The sequence below is a fragment of the Sporosarcina sp. FSL W7-1283 genome (assembly GCF_038003105.1).
GTDB lineage: Bacteria > Bacillota > Bacilli > Bacillales_A > Planococcaceae > Sporosarcina > Sporosarcina newyorkensis.
Genome location: NZ_JBBOOL010000001.1, coordinates 3,703,762 through 3,722,738, shown reverse-complemented (window position 1 = coordinate 3,722,738; position 18,977 = coordinate 3,703,762). Strand labels below are relative to the sequence as shown.

The 18,977-nt window shown below is 41.7% G+C and carries 14 protein-coding genes; 11 read left to right on the top strand and 3 right to left on the bottom strand.

Annotation, left to right across the window (positions count from 1 at the left end):
• Nucleotides 1–15: 15 nt before the first annotated feature.
• The 3 genes from MKY93_RS19455 to MKY93_RS19445 all read left to right on the top strand — a co-directional run bounded on the left by MKY93_RS19455 (nucleotide 16) and on the right by MKY93_RS19445 (nucleotide 3,424).
• Nucleotides 16–1,659 (top strand): S-layer homology domain-containing protein, encoded by a 1,644-nt coding sequence (locus MKY93_RS19455; RefSeq protein WP_340760710.1) that lies wholly within the window; start codon nucleotides 16–18, stop codon nucleotides 1,657–1,659.
• Between the two features lie 136 nt (nucleotides 1,660–1,795).
• Complete coding sequence (locus MKY93_RS19450) at nucleotides 1,796–2,215, top strand: MarR family winged helix-turn-helix transcriptional regulator (RefSeq protein ID WP_009499153.1); 420 nt, start codon at nucleotides 1,796–1,798, stop codon at nucleotides 2,213–2,215.
• Between the two features lie 12 nt (nucleotides 2,216–2,227).
• Complete coding sequence (locus MKY93_RS19445) at nucleotides 2,228–3,424, top strand: MFS transporter (RefSeq protein ID WP_340760709.1); 1,197 nt, start codon at nucleotides 2,228–2,230, stop codon at nucleotides 3,422–3,424.
• A 95-nt stretch (nucleotides 3,425–3,519) separates the two neighbouring features.
• On the opposite strand, the gene MKY93_RS19440 is transcribed toward MKY93_RS19445, so the two are convergent.
• The gene (locus MKY93_RS19440; RefSeq protein WP_340760708.1) at nucleotides 3,520–4,710 is read right to left on the bottom strand and encodes a coenzyme F420-0:L-glutamate ligase; all 1,191 of its coding nucleotides are present in this window, start codon (nucleotides 4,708–4,710) and stop codon (nucleotides 3,520–3,522) included.
• Nucleotides 4,711–4,822: 112 nt separating this feature from the next.
• Here MKY93_RS19440 and MKY93_RS19435 point away from each other — a divergent pair, with 112 nt between their 5' ends.
• A complete protein-coding gene (locus MKY93_RS19435; protein WP_009499150.1) occupies nucleotides 4,823–5,707 on the top strand; it encodes a LysR family transcriptional regulator in 885 nt (294 codons plus the stop codon).
• A 60-nt stretch (nucleotides 5,708–5,767) separates the two neighbouring features.
• Here the strand turns inward: MKY93_RS19435 and MKY93_RS19430 are convergent, their stop codons facing one another.
• Nucleotides 5,768–7,822 carry a catalase gene (locus tag MKY93_RS19430; protein WP_340760707.1) on the bottom strand — a complete coding sequence of 685 codons (2,055 nt, stop codon included), beginning with the start codon at nucleotides 7,820–7,822 and terminating at the stop codon, nucleotides 5,768–5,770.
• Between the two features lie 69 nt (nucleotides 7,823–7,891).
• Nucleotides 7,892–9,559 carry an ABC1 kinase family protein gene (locus tag MKY93_RS19425; protein ID WP_340760706.1) on the bottom strand — a complete coding sequence of 556 codons (1,668 nt, stop codon included), beginning with the start codon at nucleotides 9,557–9,559 and terminating at the stop codon, nucleotides 7,892–7,894.
• 297 nt (nucleotides 9,560–9,856) lie between these two features.
• Between MKY93_RS19425 and MKY93_RS19420 the strand changes: the two genes are divergently transcribed.
• From MKY93_RS19420 to MKY93_RS19390, 7 genes are all read left to right on the top strand, one after another.
• Complete coding sequence (locus MKY93_RS19420) at nucleotides 9,857–11,104, top strand: EAL and HDOD domain-containing protein (protein ID WP_078818672.1); 1,248 nt, start codon at nucleotides 9,857–9,859, stop codon at nucleotides 11,102–11,104.
• A gap of 183 nt (nucleotides 11,105–11,287) precedes the next feature.
• Complete coding sequence (locus MKY93_RS19415) at nucleotides 11,288–12,982, top strand: BCCT family transporter (protein ID WP_340760705.1); 1,695 nt, start codon at nucleotides 11,288–11,290, stop codon at nucleotides 12,980–12,982.
• A gap of 64 nt (nucleotides 12,983–13,046) precedes the next feature.
• The gene (locus MKY93_RS19410; RefSeq protein WP_340760704.1) at nucleotides 13,047–13,823 is read left to right on the top strand and encodes an ABC transporter ATP-binding protein; all 777 of its coding nucleotides are present in this window, start codon (nucleotides 13,047–13,049) and stop codon (nucleotides 13,821–13,823) included.
• A 65-nt stretch (nucleotides 13,824–13,888) separates the two neighbouring features.
• Nucleotides 13,889–15,340 (top strand): phospholipase D family protein, encoded by a 1,452-nt coding sequence (locus MKY93_RS19405; RefSeq protein ID WP_340760703.1) that lies wholly within the window; start codon nucleotides 13,889–13,891, stop codon nucleotides 15,338–15,340.
• 106 nt (nucleotides 15,341–15,446) lie between these two features.
• Complete coding sequence (locus MKY93_RS19400; RefSeq protein WP_340760702.1) at nucleotides 15,447–16,064, top strand: NAD(P)-dependent oxidoreductase; 618 nt, start codon at nucleotides 15,447–15,449, stop codon at nucleotides 16,062–16,064.
• A gap of 138 nt (nucleotides 16,065–16,202) precedes the next feature.
• Entirely contained in the window at nucleotides 16,203–17,777 is a 1,575-nt protein-coding gene (locus tag MKY93_RS19395; protein WP_340760701.1) for a sensor domain-containing diguanylate cyclase, read from the top strand.
• 53 nt (nucleotides 17,778–17,830) lie between these two features.
• Nucleotides 17,831–18,442, top strand: a complete 612-nt coding sequence (locus tag MKY93_RS19390; RefSeq protein WP_340760700.1) for a class I SAM-dependent methyltransferase — start codon at nucleotides 17,831–17,833, stop codon at nucleotides 18,440–18,442.
• Nucleotides 18,443–18,977 lie beyond the last annotated feature (535 nt).

The following is an 18,977-nucleotide window of genomic DNA, read 5'->3' as shown; positions in this document are numbered from 1 at the left end:
AAGGTGGTCGATGTATTGAAAAAGAAATCGTGGGGTCATCTGTTGCTAGCATTCGCTCTACTGTTGCAGCTTGCTGTGCCTCCATTGCAAACCGTTGCCGCAGAACCTGAAAAGTCACCAACTTGGATTGCTCCAATCAATTATTTAGCACTTGGGGATTCATTGGCTTTCGGTATTAATTCCACGGGAGAGCCAGGTAAAGGGTATGTGGACTTTTTGGCGGAAGAGTTAGCAAAACAAGAAGTCTTGCAAACGAGTAATAAAGGTTTTTCGTTTCCCGGCTATACGTCTAGTAATGTGCTAGAAGACTTGCAGACAGACATTTCAAAGCCCGTAATTGGTACAGGCAGTCAAGATAAAACCGCGGCTCTTCATCAGTCAATCAAGGAAGCCGATTTAATTACATTGACCGCTGGCGCCAATGATGTGCTTCCATATTTCAAGTTTGATGAAAGCACGGGGAAACCAGACTTCGACCTGGAAGAGATTCAAGCTGCTATGACGAAGGTTGGGGGAAATATTCAGCAGATTTTGGCGAAAATCTATCAATTGAATCCTGAAGCACAAGTATATGTGATGGGGTATTACAATTCATTCCCGCATATGCCTGCTGAGCTTCAGCCTCAAATTGCACAGCTTGTAAAGGGATTAAATGGTGCAATTCAAGGTGGAATGCAAGGTACACCAGCTAAATTTGTTCAGACAGATGAATTAATTGCGAAGGACTTTTCAAAGTATTTACCAAACCCTAAAAATATTCATTTAAGTGAGGCAGGCTACCAAGTAGTAGCAGGTGCATTCCAAGAATCATTGATGAATAATTATCCATGGTTTCCGAAAGATGTACTGACAGCGGAAGCAAAAGATCAATCCACTGTCGTATTGAATTGGGGGCCGGTTATTGATACAGGAATGATTATGACGTATCAAGTGTACAATGGCGACAAAATGGTAGGCGAAGTAATGGGCCCTGTTTTAACTTATGAAATTGGCGACCTGCAGCCAGACAAAGAATATCAATTCTCTGTCCAAGCTGTAGATCAGCATGGTAAAAAGAGCATGCATACCATCAAAACGTCGTATACACTAGAAAAGGTACCAGTAGAGCCATCTGTCACTTTTACAGATATTTCGAATCATTGGGCGAAAGATGTGATTGAACTGGCTGCGGAGAAAGGTATTGTAGGCGGCTACTCGGATCTTACATTCCGTCCTGACAAGTCTTTGACACGCGCTCAGGCTACTTCCATTATCGTACGTGCATTGGATTTGAAGCCAAAGAGCAACAACATGCCATTTGAGGATTTGGCATATTATGCAGATAGCACAAAAGCAGATATTCAAGCCGCTTACGATCACGGACTGATTAACGGGGTAAATGGGCAGTTCATGCCAAATCAATCGATCAGTCGTGCACAATTGGCATTATTGCTCAGCCGTACCTATGAAGCGGCTACTGGAAAACCATTCACACCAACAGTCACTGCACCATTTAAAGACATCCAGAACTTTGCAAAAGAAACGCAAGGGGCAATCGCAGGATTGTATCAGCTAAATATTGCGACAGGAGATCAAGGGAAGTTCATGCCGAACGCTCCAACGACTCGAGCACACGCAGCGAAGATGATTGTTAATTCCTTGGAAGCGATCGGACAATAATAGAAAGGAAGGGCTTGGATACACCAAGTCCTTCCTTTTTTTAGATTTCTTCTGATTCTTACTTTACAAACAAAGGAATATATGGTTTACTATAATGATTAGTTAGCCTAACTAATCATTGAGAGGAAGATAAAATATGAAACGTCAACAAACGTTTTTTACAGAGTATTTTCAAGTCTATCGTCCTGTGCTGAATCGATTGAATATGCTACTTGCGCCGCACAATTTATTTCATTCTCAATGGGGGATATTGAAGCTATTGAAGCTGGAAGGTGAAATGACTTCGGCAGAAATTGCCTTACGTCAACAAGTAGAAAAACCAAGTGTCACAAAGATTGTTCAACGTTTAGTAGAAATGAATTTAGTCAGTGTACGTCCTGGAACAGATCGCCGTGAAAAGTGGATTGGTTTGACAGCGACTGGTCAGAATACAGTGGAGACAATTATGGCGGAATTAGAAATATTGTATTGTGAACTATTGAATGGAATTGAACTTGAAGAGCTTGAATCTGCAATTCGAGTTATGGAGTCCGCGAGAAAAAATCTGAACAACTAAGAGAGTGATTAAATGGACAATAAAACTATATGGACAAGGGACTTTATCGTCACTTCTATCATAAATTTCTTTTTAATGCTAGTCATGTATTTGCTAATGGTGACCATTGCGCCGTATTCAGTAAAAGAATATGGTGTATCAACAGGCGTGGCGGGGTTGGTCTCAGGCATATTCATCATCGGAACTCTTATGTCCCGGCTAGCTATCGGTGGACTAATTGAAAAAATCGGCAGCAGAAGACTTTTATTGATCGGATTGGCGATCATTGTTCTGGCTTCTGTCTTTTATTTTGGAGCTGATAACTTGCCTTTACTGATGGCGAATCGATTTTTCCATGGAATCGGTTTAGGAATTTCATCTACAGCTACCGGTACGATGGTTGCGCAGATGCTGCCGCCTTCGCGAAGAGGCGAAGGAATTGGATATTTCAGCCTTAGTGCAGTTTTGGCAACGGCAATTGGTCCGTTCTTTGGAATTTACCTTAGTCAACACTATGACTATCAAATGTTATTTTTGTTCTGTTTAGCGCTTAGTATATGTTGCGCAGCGATGTTCTTTTTCGTCAAGAAATCGCCAATGGTCATGCCTGCAAAGAATATCCAAGCAAAAACAGAAAAGTTGGGGATACATGGTTTATTGGAAAGAAGGGCGTTGCCTATTGCATTTGTGACGTTATTGGCTGCCGTTGCCTATTCAGGTGTATTATCGTTTATTTCGTTTTATGCGGAAGAAATCAATTTGGTAAGTGCCGCGAGTTTCTTCTTTTTAGTGTATGCTGTTGCCGTGCTGTTTTCTAGACCGTTTACTGGTCGGTTGCTGGATGTGAAAGGAAATAAGTTCGTTATCTATCCATCACTTGTTCTGTTTGCAGGAGGCCTTTTATTACTGAGTGGAGCACAAGCCGGCTGGATGTTGCTTCTGGCTGGAGGTATCTTGGGTCTAGGTTTTGGTAATTTCCAGTCATGTGCACAGGCGATTGCATTGCAGGGAGTAAAACCTGAACGTCTTGGTGTAGCTACTTCCACGTTCTTCATCTTTTTGGACTTCGGCTTTGGCTTCGGACCATATGTAATAGGGTCACTCGTACCGATCATCGGTTACCGGAAGTTGTATGTAGTCCTGATGATTGTTGTATTGGCGGCACTTGCTCTATTTATGTTGTTTAGTAAAATTCAACAATCTAAGTCCAAGCGAGTAACAGTTGAATAATCATGAGAATAAATGAAGGGCACTCACATCAAAAGACACTACGATAAATTCGTAGTGTCTTTTGTATGGAAAGGCAATGCCATAACCAATGTGGTTTAGTTCGTATAGTTATCGAAGTAGCCTTGAATAAAGACAATAGGTGTTCCTTTATCACCGCTGCCTGAAGTTAAATCAGATAAAGAGCCGATCAGGTCTGTCAGCTTACGCGGTGTAGTACCTTGCGAAGCCATGGAGCCCATAAGGTCCGTGTCTTTTTTCTCTATATAGGCTGAAACTGCCTTTTTCAGTTCTTCTCCACGTAAATCAGAGAAATCATTATCAGCCAAGTACTTCAGTTTTACTTCATTAGGAATGCCATCCAATCCACCAGTATAGGCAGGAGAAACAACAGGATCTGCCAGTTCCCAAATCTTACCGACAGGATCTTTGAACGCACCGTCTCCGTAGATCATGACTTCAATATGTTTTCCTGTTTCCTTTTTCAGCATGGCTTGAATATTATCCACAACAGGCTGACAATTATGCGGGAAAAGCTTGATGCTATCTTCTTGTGCTTTGTTTGCGCCTAACAAGCCAAACTGTTCATTATATCCACTGCCGTCAATCGATTCCGTAAGTATATCGTCCAGGCTGTAGATCTTTGTGGCGCCATTTGCTTCAAGAATGCGTTTCGATCTGAATCGTGTATGAATATCACATGTTAATACTGTTTTTGTGTAATCTAAAATTGTTTTAGCATTGTTGGAGAAAATCACTTCATGTTCGACGCCGAATTCATCCATTAATGATTTGTAGTATTCAATGTAATCAACGCCGGTGAAAGGGTGTTTATTATCGCCGAAATGCGCACGGAACTCTTCCTCTGTCAAAACATCAGTCCACGGGTTGACTCCTTTTTCGTCTAAACGATCAAGCTCTACTAAGTGGTTACCGACTTCATCGGAAGGATAGCTAAGCATCAAAACAATTTTCTTTGCGCCTTTCGCGATTCCACGTAAACAGTTCCCAAATCGATTTCGGCTGAGGATAGGGAAGATAACGCCAATCGTATCGTCACCGAATTTTGTTTCGATATCTTTTGCGATGTGGTCAATCGTTGCATAATTACCTTGTGCACGTGCCACGATCGATTCAGTAATCGAGACAATATCCTTATCCTGAAACGAAATATTTTCAACTTTAGAAGCTTCCAATACACTGTCTACTACGATCTGTTCGATATTGTCACCTTCATTGATGATTGGGCAACGCAATCCTCTGACAACCGTCCCTACTACTCTTTCCAAATCAATCGCTCCTTAGTGAAACTTAATTTGATCACTCTTCTTTGTATTATAACGTGCTTTTGTGATATAAGTAAAATTAATATACTTAATAGGTGGTATAAGGGGTGTTTATATGTCGATTAACTTGGAGTGGTATAAAGTCTTTCGCAAAGTCGTCCAAAATGAGAGCTTTTCCAAGGCGGCAAGACAATTATTCATGACGCAGCCAGCCGTCAGCCAGATCATATCTCAGCTCGAACGAGAACTGGATACACGGCTGTTTAACCGGACATCTAAAGGTGTATCGCTGACAGATGAAGGTTCATTGCTATTCGAATACGTCAACTCAGCTTTAAATTTGATTGATGCAGGCAATGAAAAATTATACGAGCTGAAGAACTTATCGGCGGGTGAACTGAAAATTGGTGTAGGAGATACTATTTCCCGTTACTATTTATTGCCCTACTTGGAAGCATTCCATACCAATTATCCAAGTATTCGTTTTAAAATTATTAACGGAACGACTGTGGAGTTGATTGCAGCCTTAAAATCCGGAGAAGCGGATATCGCGGTTTGCAATTTCCCTGTAGAGGATGAAACATTAGAAAAAAGAGTATGCTTTGATGTGCAAGATGCGTTTGTCTATGGTGATCGATTCAAAAAATTATTCTTGCGACCTGTCCCATTACAGGAGTTAACAAAGTTGCCGTTAATTTTATTGGAATCGAAATCTAACTCGCGCCAATATGTAGAAGACTTTCTATCAGAAAAAGGAGTGAAGATCTATCCCGAATTCGAGTTGGGGTCGCATGAATTGCTGCTGGAATTTGCGCAAATTAATTTAGGTATTGCGTGTGTGGTCAAGGAGTTTTCTGCAGACTATCTGGACTCAGGCAAGCTGCAGGAAGTAGAGTTTCTGGAGCCTATTCCGAAAAGAAGCATTGGAGTATGCTATTTAAAAGGTGTTTCTTTGTCACCTTCCGCGTCTAAATTCATTGAGATTCTTGAGAAAGACTGAATGGAAAAAGATAAGAAAAGTCGGATAGAATCAAATTCATCCGACTTTAGTATGTTCTTATTAATAGATTTCACGATTCCAGAAGCGGTGCTCTGCAACAGTATTTACCCATTGCTTGCCATCTCCTGAAACAGTCAAGTCTAACAGTATTCCTGGCCCTGGTTTGGCTTGCGTTTTCTCAAACAGTGCTTTAGCATTTGGCGCTATGCCAATTGGCTTGTAGTGCATATATGCCTCGTTCACAAAATCAGCCACATCCTTTTCAAACTTATTTTGCTGCTGTGCTTGTCCGCCAGCGACATACAGAGCATCATACAGTACAGAATGGACAGTCAAGAAAGTTTCATCGACAACTACTGTCGATCCACCTTTACCAGTTAACGTACCGAATTTCTCGCTTATAATATGAATTGACATGCCTGCATCCAACGACGTTTTTATGATTGGCTCCAGAATAGTTTCGTCAAACTGATCTGCAATCAACACCGCTACTTTACGTGTATCGGGCAACTTCGCCTTGTTTTCCTGGCTGAGGGCAGGGGAAGCTTTCCTTACATCGGATTGTTCTGCATTCTTCGGAGCATTGACACCGACTGCCTGTGCTACCTTTGTCATCATATCTACATCCACATTGGCAAACATGTCGACGACTTGCTGTCGCACATTCATGTTCTTCACTTTCCCAACTTCGAAGCTAAAAGCCTCAATAATATGCTGCTTTTCTGCCAAGGACATACTCTTCCAGAATAAACGGGCTTGCGAGAAGTGATCTTTGAATGAATCACTTCTCGCTTGTATTTTCCGTCCGTCAACATTTTCTTGGTAATGCGCATAGCCGCCGTCTTCCTCTGAAGAAGTGTTCGGCTTGTTGTCAGCGAGCGAGTTTTTATGATAGCTTACTTGTCCTACGTTAATCGTTTGTCTACCGTAGCCATCGCGTTGGTTGTTGTGAAATGGACAGACAGGACGGTTGATTGGCAGCTCGTGGAAGTTCGGACCCCCAAGCCGGATTAGTTGTGTATCTGTATAAGAGAATAATCGTCCCTGTAATAATGGATCGTTTGTGAAATCAATACCTGGCACCACACTGCCTGGATGAAATGCTACTTGTTCAGTTTCCGCAAAAACATTATCCACATTGCGATTTAATGTCATTTTCCCGATGATCTTCACTGGCACTTCTTCTTCAGGCCAAATTTTCGTCGGATCAAGAATATCGAAATCAAATTTGAACTCATCTTTCTCCTCTAACAGCTGAACGCCGAGCTCGAATTCCACGAAATCGCCATTTTCAATTGATTCCCATAAGTCACGTCGATGAAAGTCAGGGTCTTTCCCGCTGATCTTCTGTGCTTCATCCCAAACTAGTGAATGAACGCCTAGCTTCGGTTTCCAATGGAATTTTACGAAATGTGCTTCGCCTTGTTCATTGATAAAGCGGAACGTATTAACTCCAAATCCTTCCATCATCCGGAAGCTTCTTGGTATTGCGCGGTCGGACATGTGCCACATGACCATATGTGCAGATTCTTGATTATTGGCAACAAAATCCCAAAATGTATCATGAGCTGAAGCGGCTTGCGGCATTTCGTTATGTGGCTCAGGCTTCACTGCATGGATTAAATCAGGAAACTTAATGGCATCTTGAATGAAGAATACTGGCATATTATTGCCGACAAGATCGTAGTTTCCCTCTTCCGTATAAAACTTCACAGCAAAACCACGTACATCGCGCACGGTTTCAGCAGATCCTTTGCTTCCAGCTACTGTAGAAAAGCGAGTGAAGACCGGTGTTTTCGAGCCAGGCTCTTGCAAGAAACCAGCCTTCGTATATTTTTTCATCGACTCATATAATTCGAATTCGCCGTGTGCGGCATACCCACGTGCATGGACAGCTCTCTCTGGAATTCGTTCATGGTCAAAATGCGTTATTTTCTCACGGAAGTGAAAGTCCTCCATTAAAGTGGGGCCGCGTGTTCCTGCCTTTAATGAATGTTCATCCTCCGTAATCTTTAGACCTTGATTGGTCGTCATCGGTTTCTTTTGGTCATGTATACGAAAGGTTTCCAACTGTTTATTTTTGCTGTTACTGTTTATTTTGCGATTGTTGTTCACAAAAAATCCTCCCAACGTAAAATAGTTGTCTGCTTTTCTATTCCCGAATTAAATAGGAGTAAACAATAACTAGATACGCCCCGAACGCACAATAGAGAACAGCAGATATGCAAACAGAAGCGTCGCAATCAAAGCACCTACTTCTATGAGTGGAAGGCGGAAGAACATGGCGGTCTGACCAGCGATAGCAGATCCGATGATGAGACCGACCATCAGGATACTGAACGCCAGCAAAACGATACTGAATGATAGTCGATTAGCGATCTTGTCAAATCGTCGAAAAATGATGGTTGACTCTTTCAGCCCGACGTCCAAATCGACTTTTCCTTTTTGTATGGTTTTGACGGCTTTCTTAATATCGCTTGGCAGTTCTGCTATGATTTCCGCATTCTTAACTAACGAATGCCAACTATTTTCAACTAGATAGCGGGGATCGAATTGTCTTAGCATCATCTTCTTACCGTAAGGCTCAATGGCTTTCATAATGCTGAAGGAAGGATCTAGTTTACTGAGAACACCTTCCAACGTTAGAATGACCTTTGAAAGAATTGCAATTTCATTTGGAAGTCGGATGCGATAACGGTAGGCAATTGAAAAAACTTCCATGAACACATCACCGAGTTTCAAGTCGTTCAAAGAAGCTTCGTAATACTTTCGCTGAATGATTTGCAAATCACGATATAAGGCGGCAATATTGGTGTTTTCGTCAAGAATATCCATGTCAGAAAACACATCGATCAGTCGCTCGATATTTCCTTTCCGTAAAGCGAACATAAGAGAGATAAAATGGTATGTCATTTCCTTGCTAAGTTGACCGACCATACCGAAGTCTATAAAGTAAATGACGTTTCCTGAGGTCACGAATATGTTGCCTGGATGCGGGTCGCCATGAAAAAAGCCGTGTTCCATTACTTGCGAGAGCATGGAGTCGGCTATTCGTTCAGCTAAGAGCTGGCGGTCATAGCCCTCCGCATCCAACTGTTTTGTATTACTCACTTTTATACCAGTAATTAACTCTGTCGTTAACACAGTACGTGTAGAATACTCGTCATAAACGTATGGAACTTGAATTTCGGGTACTTTCGTGAATTGCTGGGCAACTCGTTCCGAATTGCGGGCTTCTAACTGATAATCCAATTCTTCCCGCAATGAATGGGAAAATTCATAGATGAGATCACGCAGACGATAGGTCTTGGCCCACGCCATATTCTTCTCCAAAAAACTCGCTAAATCATGCAGTATCGCCAAATCTGTTTCCACTTGACGCTGGATATTTGGGCGCTGCACTTTCACCGCAACCAGTTCACCTGAGATCAATCGAGCTCGGTGCACTTGCCCGATTGATGCAGAAGCAAGAGGCTCTTCATCAAATTCTTGAAAAAACTCTTCCATGGTCCCTGCTAGCTGATGCTCGATAATTTCCCGTACTTCCACAAAAGGAAATGCTTCCACATGATCCTGCAACTGTTCAAGTTCCACTGCGATTTCTTCAGGCACTAAGTCACGTCGTCCACTGGCGATTTGACCAAGTTTGACGAATGTAGGCCCAAGTTGTTCCAATGCGGTTCGTAATTTTTTTCCGACGTGATATAAATTCAAATCCGCTTCCTCGTCTGTGGCGGAGAATTTACGATCTGTTATACCTAATCGAAATAAAACATGACTAAATCCATTTTTTAAAAATACATTTAAGATTTCTTGAGAACGTTGTGCATTCTTCATTTTTCTTTTCAACATAGAGAACACCTCCGTGTACACCCTCCTTACAAAACATACCATATAATATGATTTCCTAAACCCATAATAGGACTGGGACTAGATAGGATTCTTAGGAGTTGCGTATGCTGTCTGCTACAGGATGTTATGACAAAGGTATTATAGAAAAAACATCCTTTTATCCCAACTTATATTTCTAAAATTCTTTCGATCACGTACAATGAAGAGAAAGCCGATAGACTCTTGGGAGAAGCGTCTAGAGAACAAGGTAGTCGGACGGTTGCACAAGCTTTAAAATGGGATTTGGAGATGAATTAAATGAATGAGTACTCGATATTTATCGGGAGACAGCCCATTTTAGGGCGGCAAGGTAATATCTATGCATATGAATTGTTATATCGAAACAGTGAAAAGAATGTTTTCCCAGACATAAATCCTGAACAGGCTACAATCAGTCTGCTTGTCAATACGTTTCTGACTATAGGGGTTGATCAAGTTACTAGTGGTGTGCCTTCCTTCATCAATTTTTCTGGTGAATTATTGGCGCAGGATATATTCATGAGTTTGAATCCGGATAAAATCGTTATTGAAATTCTGGAAAACGTGGAAATTACGCCTGCGCTGTTAAGACGTTTGCAAATGTTTAAGGAAGCAGGCTTCAAGTTAGCGCTTGATGACTTTGTTTTACAAGACCAGTACATAGCATATCCTCAGTTATTCGAACTTGTAGATATAGTAAAAGTGGATTTTATGATGACTAACACGGCTGAAAAGACAAAGATTAAGGAGTTTTTCAAAAAATATCCATCGATTGTTTTATTGGCTGAAAAAGTAGAAACAGACGCGGATTATCAGCTGGCGTTGAAAAGTGGTTATGATTTGTTCCAAGGTTATTTCTTCGCCAAGCCAGAAATTATCAAAAGCAAAGAAATCCCAGCTAATACTTTAGTTCATTTGCAAATCATTGAGTTTTTTCAAAAAGATACACAGTCAATCAACGAGCTTTCCGAATTGATTATGCGAGACGTATCGATCTCCTATAAACTTTTGCGTTTCATCAACACTTTGGCATTCGAGGTGCCAAAAAGAATCAGTTCGATCAAGCAAGCAATCGTATTGATTGGCTTAAATGAAACAAAAAAATGGTTACAAGTACTGATGCTCCATGATTTGGGGCAAGACTTGCAAAGCGGTCGTGTGACGGCACTTGTGGAACTTTCACTTAGACGTGCGAGGGCTTGCGAACTATTGGCAAAATATAAAGGCAAGCCCAATAAGGATGAGTATTTCCTGACAGGGATGTTTTCGATGATCGATGCAGTCATGGGTAGGAAATGGGAAGATATTTTACCGCTCTTGTCTTTATCAGATGTCATTATTAACACATTGAATGGTAAAGAAACCGAAATGACTCCCTACATGCAGCTCATTATAGCGGTCGAGCGTTTTGAGTGGGAACAAGTGAAGAAGCTGACCGAGCAGTTGAGAATCCCCGAAAAGAAACTAAGTGAAATTTCCTTGAATGCTTTGCGCTGGTCGCAAGGAATCGAAGAACACTTTAGCTGAATACATCATGAAAGGCATTTTCGCTTGAAGATGCCTTATTCGGTGTGTATTATAAACAGTTACAATCTATTTGGTAGCTCTTCACATCCTATTGCATCAGTGAAAATGCGTTACATTTCGTAAGAATAGGGTATGAAGTTTAGTAAGTAAGTTACCAAATGAACACTAGGAGTCGATATAGTTGTGAATAAAAAGTTTTGGAAAAACCCCGTGTTTTCCATATCAGCAGTATTTATCTTACTACTGGTACTATTAGGTGCCATGAAGCCAAAACCATTTGGAGTGATTTCCGAAAAACTCTACCACTTTACGACAGATAAATTTGGTTGGTTTTATTTGCTTGTTGTTTTTATTGTTATTATATTTTTAGTAGGACTAGCCATCAGTAAATTCGGGGCAATCCGTCTAGGCGGTGATACCGAACGTCCCGAATATCCGTTTTTTACTTGGATTGGTATGCTGTTTTCAGCTGGCTTTGGTGTGGGGCTTGTATTCTGGGGCGTTGCAGAGCCGATGAGTCATTATTTTAGTTCCCCTCTTTCAGGTGTGGAGGCACAGACTGAGGAAGCGGCACGGATCGCAATGGGGTATTCCTTCTTTCACTGGGGTATTTCACAATGGGCAATCTTTGGTATTGTCGGTTTAGTCATCGGATTCTTACAGTTTAGAAAGAAGAAGGATGGGCTGATTTCTACCGCTTTAGAGCCGCTGATCGGCAGCAATCGCCATCTCAAAACAGGGATTGACTCGTTTGCTGTTATAGCAACTGTCATGGGGATTGCTACTTCCCTTGGCATGGGCGTTCTGCAAATGAGCGGCGGGATGGAATACGTTTTCAACATTAAGAGTACATTTACAATTCAGCTTCTCATAATTGCCGTCGTATTTGTAGCCTATATGACATCGGCTTCATCCGGATTGAGTAAAGGGATTGCGTACTTGGGGAATTTTAACCTCGGAATGGCGATTGCCATGCTGGTGTTTTTCTTCATTGTTGGACCGAAAGTATTCATACTTGAAACATTTACATTAGCCATTGGTGATTACATCAATAATTTCATTACGTATAGCTTACGGTTGCAGCCATACCAAGGCGGTACGTGGGTGAAGGATTGGACGATCTTCTATTGGGCTTGGACGATTGCATGGTCTCCTTTTGTGGGCGCTTTTGTAGCGCGCGTTTCAAAAGGACGGACGATTCGCGAGTTTATAATGGGAGTCATGGTTATTCCGCCGGCATTTTCCTGTATGTGGATCGCAACACTTGGTGGAACAGCATTATACAGTGACTTGCGTAATGGCACGCAGATTGCCGAAGCTGTTGACCAGGACGTAACATCTGCCATTTTCGCGACACTTCAGCATTTACCATTTACTAATGTTATGTCATTTTTAGCGATTGTCCTTATTTTTACATTTTTGATTACGTCCGCAGACTCTGCAACGTATATTTTAGCTAGTATGACAACTCGTGGCAGTTTGTTTCCTCCACTGGTTGTAAAGTTTATCTGGGGCTTCTTGATGACTGCAATTGCAGCAGTTCTTCTGTTTGCCGGTGGACTGGAAGCATTGCAATCGGCTTCCCTCGTATCAGCTTTACCGTTTACATTGCTTCTCCTGCTGTTGATCTTCTCATTGAGCAAGCTATTGGTGCGTGAACCGATCACGGTCCGACCAACAGATATTCGTCAATTCGAGCATGTGGAAGGAGAAGTTAAAAAGAGACGGAAACGTAGAGAAAGTGAAAAGGAAAAAAGAGAACGTAAGGAAAAAGAAAGAAAGCAGAGAGAAAAAGAAAAAAGAGCTAGGAAATACCAAGAACTTGAAAAGAAAAAATACCAGGAATACGAGAAAGAGAAAGAAAACGAAGAAGGGTAAATAGTAGACCGGTTCGCTGCACACTGCTTGAGCCGGTTTTCTGTATAGGGAAAGGGGAATTCAAATGGCGGTCGTTAAAGTTGAGGACATCTATTTTAGAAGAGGCGACAATGAAATACTCCGAGGTCTCGATTGGGAGATTTCAGAAGGAGAGCAATGGGGGATGCTCGGGTTAAACGGTTCTGGAAAGACATCGTTGTTATCGATTATTTCTACATATGAATTCCCGTCTTCAGGTGCAGTGGAAGTGCTGGGAAATCGTTTTGGCAGTACGTACTTGCCGGAGTTGCGGAAGAAGATTGGGTATGTCAGCAGTTCATTGGAAAAGTTTTCGGACTTTTTCTGGAATGAAACGATCGAACGAGTCATCGTCAGTGGAAAGTTCGCCAGCTTCGGTATTTATGAACAGGTCATTGAAGAAGATTGGACACGTGCAAATTACTTAGTGAAGGAATTTAGGCTGGAACATGTAAAAGAGAAAAAGTTCAGGGTACTATCAGAAGGAGAAAAGCGTCGAGTATTAATTGCGAGGGCGCTAATGGGTGAGCCGCACTTGCTGATCCTTGATGAACCATGTTCTGGACTGGATATTCTGGCGAGAGAGCAATTTTTAGAGGCGCTAGAGATTGCTACGAAAAACAACGTTCACCTTGTCTACGTCACACATCATATAGAAGAACTAGTTGCTGAGATGACACACGTACTATTGTTAAAAGAAGGTAGAGTAGTAGCATCTGGTCCAAAACATGAAGTCCTCACCAACGAGCTGTTATCCGAAACCTACAAAGTGCCAGTATCTGTAGAATGGCGTGCAGAACGTCCGTACCTCTCCATTAAATAAAGTTTTCATAGATAGGCGAAGAGGGAATTTCATATAGACTGAATTTTTCGGAAAGGAGCAATGCGATGGCGGAGAAGAAACGAAAATGGACGAAGAAACGGATTGCTTCGTATGCCTTGCTCCTATTTGCTCTTCTCTACGCTGGTGTCATGCTTTGGCATACTTACAAACCATTGCCTGCAGGCATCTCGTATGAGGGAGAACTACATCAAGTAGAAGACATCGAATTTATTTACGATCTGACCTACTCCAAGTCAAAATCCAAAGAACAGTACAAATCAGAACTTCATATTTTCGATGAAGTGTCAAAAATGATTCAGGAAGCGAAAGAATTCATCGTCCTAGACTTCTTTTTGATGGATGATTATTACGATGAGAAAGAAGACTTCCCACAGCTTGCTGATCAATTAACAAATGCTCTTGTAGAAAAAAAGAAGAAAAATCCGGACATGCCCATCGTCTACATTACCGATCCGTTAAATACGGGTTATGGATCGTATGAGTCTAGTTGGTTCAAGGACTTAGAAAAGGCTGGCGTCCAGGTAGTCTATACCGATTTGGAACCGTTACGCGACTCAATGCCGATTTATTCGGGATTATATCGTACGCTGTTCCAATGGATACAAATTGACGGCAAATCCCATTTTCCAAACTTCTTGGCAAGTGATGCTCCAAATGTAAAATTCACTTCTTATTTAAAACTGTTGAACGTCAAATCCAATCACCGTAAAACAATAGTGACGGATCAAGCAGCATTGGTGACATCATCTAATCCCCACGCAGCCAGTGGTCTCCATGGAAATGTGGCATTTAAAGTCAAAGGTCCAGTGCAGAACGATATATTGGACGCAGAAGAAGCTGTCGTGCGGTATACGGAAGGCGGAAAGTTGCCGCGTGTCGAGAATTTGGAAGAAGAAACGGGTCCTTATCAAGTTCAGTATTTGACGGAACGTAAAGTATTGGATGCGTTAGTGAAAGATATTGAACGAGCGAAAAAGGGTGATCGTATCCGCATGGGAATGTTCTATCTATCTGAACAGCAAGTTATTCAGCCTTTGGTAAGCGCAGCGAATCGAGGCGTGCAGGTGGAAATGATTCTGGATCCTAATGAAAATTCATTCGGCAGTAAAAAGTCTGGCTTACCAAATCGACCGGTTGTCCAAGAAATAAGGGAAAACACTGACAATAAGATTGAAGTGCGCTGGTATAATACCGTGATTGGACAGTATCACACGAAATTAGTTACAATCCAAACAGACGAGGAGACTTTCATTACAAATGGCTCTTCAAATTTAACAGAACGTACATTGCGTGATTATAATTTAGAAGCGAATTTAAGGATTATTGCGCCAACAGACAGTGTGTTGACGAATGAAATTAATGATTATTTTGATAGACTGTGGGAAAATGAAGATGCTCTTTATACTTTGGATGTAGAAGAGTTTCAAAACGGCCTGACATTTTTCCAACGAGGCATCTATGCGTTGCAACGCTGGGTGAAGCTTACAACATATTAATTATAGGACGCCGTTCAGGTAACTGAGCAGCGTCTTTTCTTATATAAGCGTAGAGCATGCAAAGCTTCGGAAGTCTATTGTAAAGTAAAAAGAGGAGGGATGTCAGATGAAAATTGTAATATTCGGAGCAACGGGGCGGACGGGAAACGAAATCGTTCGTCGGGCATTGCGGGACGGCCATGAAGTGAAAGCACTTGTACGGACGCCAGAGAAATGTACGCCGCGTCAAGGTTTTACCTTGTTTCAAGGAGATGTACGCGATACTGAAACAGTGAAGCAATTGATTGAGGGGGCGAATGCTGTAGTAAGCGCCTTGGGGACAGATCGGACCACTACACTGACGGAAGCGATGCCGGTAATCGTAGAAGAGATGGAACTTCATAGCGTCGCGCGTATTTTGACTATTGGAACTGCTGGAATACTGCAGAGTCGCACCGATCCATCAAAGCTGCGATACGAAGCAGGAGATTCTAATCGTAAGCTCACTTTCGCGGCAAAGGAACACCATAAAGTCTTTGATATATTACGTAGTTCTTCATTGGACTGGACGATTGTCTGTCCTACATATTTGCCAGATGGTGAAGCAGTAGGAAATTACCGCGTAGAGCGTGATTACCTCCCGGTTGATGGAAAACAGGTTTCGGTTGGTGATACGGCAGAATTTGCTTATCAAGAATTGATTGCAGGAGAGCATATCGGTCATCGCATAGGACTTTCCTATTGATGTGAAGGTATTTTGAAATTGAGTTGTTCTTGTATAAATCATTAGAACCAAAAACATGGTGAATAACTGCTAACGTTGCCTTTTTCTTATGATATAATAGGTTGATAGCATCATAGGGAGAAGGAGAATGGAAGATAGATGAGATGGTCTTTGAAAAAATTGATTCATGTCGTGGCATTATTGGCAATCGTTCTGACCTTTCTTACTAGTACAACTGTCGGTTATCGTGTGCACAAGCAAACTTTAATCGATTCTACTTTAGAGACGAACAAAGCATATGCTGAGAAATTGTCTGCTACAACAGATACATATTTACGTGAGATCCTTCAGACACTTCAAGTGAATGCAGAAGAAGTCATCCCCTTACTCAACAACTCAGATTCTCAGGTACAGTTAAATAAAATAGCAGAACGAATTAGAACACAGACGAGTACCTTCAATTCTGTTGCAATTGCTTCCCCGGAGGGTATGGTAATAGGAATTTCCCCTCCGAGCCTAGACTTGATTGGTGAACGATTGACGTCTTTGGGGGCAGAACAGGCTATGAAAGAAAGAAAACCATTGATTTCTCATCCCTACATGGGGATTACAGGAGAGTTTTTGATATTCATCAGTGTCCCGTTAATTTCAGAAGATGGTGTGTATCGCGGGTTTTTGGGTGGGGCTATCTATTTGAATCAACCGAATATCTTAGAAAAGATTCTTGGGGATCATTTCTATGAAAATGGATCTTATGTCTATGTTGTCGACGGAAAGGGGACATTGATTTACCACCAACTTAAAGATCGGTTGAATGATGACGTTTCTGAGAACCAAGTAGTTAAAAAGGTCGTAGCAGGAGGAAGCGGTGCGCAGGCAATCGTTAATACGAAAGGCATTCCTATGCTCGCCGGCTACTCTTATATACCGATTGCTGATTGGGGCATCATATCCCAGCGGCCCATAAGTGCTGCTGTCGCTCCTGCAAAAAGCATGGTACTGGAGATGGTGTGGAAATCACTGCCTTTGTTGTTGCTAGCTTTTTTCTTAGTATGGTTTTTATCGAAGAAGATTGCGCTGCCATTGCAGAAGCTGGCTTACTATACTGAAACTAGCACGAAAACAGATCATAAAGAGAAAATGGAAGCTGTTTCTGATTGGTATTATGAGGCCAAACAGTTAAAAGGAGCAATGCTGCATAGTTTGGATTATTTCAAAACAGAAATGAACTACTTCATTCACCAGTCGACGACAGACCCTTTGACAAAACTGATGAATCGCAGGTCGATGGATGATTACATGAAAGAGTGGATAGAGAATCAGACGCCATTTTCTATGATCATCCTAGACATCGATAAGTTTAAACGAGTGAATGATACCTATGGGCACGCTGTAGGGGATGAAGTCCTAATCTATTTGGCGAATCTTATGCAGCAAGCTGTAAGAAAAGATGATATCTGTTGCCGTTATGGTGGAGAAGAATTTGTAATTTTATTACCAAAAGCGGATAAAGTGAGGGCTTTTTTAACAGCGGAGCGGCTTCGTGAAAAATTAGAGAGCACAGTCAGTCCATGTGGAGAAGTTGTCACAATTTCTTCAGGTGTAGCTGCATATCCCGTGCATGCGGATCATCCTGCTCGTCTCATTGAACTGGCCGACCGGTGTTTATATGAAGCAAAACGTACGGGTCGGAATAGAACGGTCGTCGTGTCAGATGAACCACAGCAGAAGTAATATATGCTGTGGTCTTCTCGGTCGACAGGAGAATTTGTAAAGGAGATGAAAGGGTGGAGGAACGAGAGCTGGATAAACGTTTGCATATCCAAACTGTAGGGGTGCGTGAGTGGGTGCATCAGTCATCACATTACAATCGTTATGAAGCTACGCCGTATGAAGGGATGGATTTTTTATTTGCTCAGCATGAAATTCTGGTAAGTGGTAGTTTTGTCGACTTCGGATGTGGTAAAGGACGAGTACCTTTTTATGTGCATCATCGCTATTCGATAGACGTAATTGGGATTGAGATGAATAGTGTCTTATATCAGGATGCGATGAACAATCTAATAGACTATCGGCAAGCTTTTCCTAAAAAAAGAGGAATGCTGTCATTCGAATGCTGTTTAGCAGAACGTTATGAACTCCCGGACGATGCCTCTACTTTCTATTTCTTCAATCCTTTTTCTCTCGATATTTTTCGGAGGGTCATTCAAAATATTGTGCGCTCGATCGAATTGGTTGCACGTCCCGTAGAGGTGATTTTATATTATCCAACGGCAGACTACGAACAACTTTTGCACAACCATTCTTTATTCGAAAAGACGGCGGAAATCCCTATTGCCCATTTACAGGTCCATGACGACCAGGAACGGTTTATTGTCTACACCTATACAAAGCCCTGATCGACTAGATCAGGGCTGAAGTTTATGGATAAAAGAATTGGCAAGTGGGTAATGACGCCGTTGATCTATATTTCAGGCGGACGCTTTTTTACCTCTAATCAAGAGTTTTGTTAAAATAAAAGATAAGAATTGTGGTTACTTATCCGAATAGATATGTGGAATTACAGCTAGCAAGTGCACCGGGATTTCCGTTCCTGACGGTACGCTTTTGCGAGCATAAGCGAAGCGTTGGGAGCACATCTTTGCCTTTCGACCGTCTTTCACTCCAATCCTTAGTTTGTGAAGTGTAAACATATAGAAAGATCTTTGTAGTTTTCTAAAATCTAAGAAGGTGGAATTAGCTCGTAGTATATAATTGGCATCCTACCTTCTCACAGTTAAAATACGTTAAAGGCTTCGTTAGATAAAATTCAATTGCTCAATGTGTTTTCAGAATGTTAATGAGCCCATTGACTATTCACTGAGCTTTGTAGGCACAAGAAGCACCATCCGAGCGAATGTGTGTTTAGTTTTTTTGTCTCAGGAAATGGCAGCT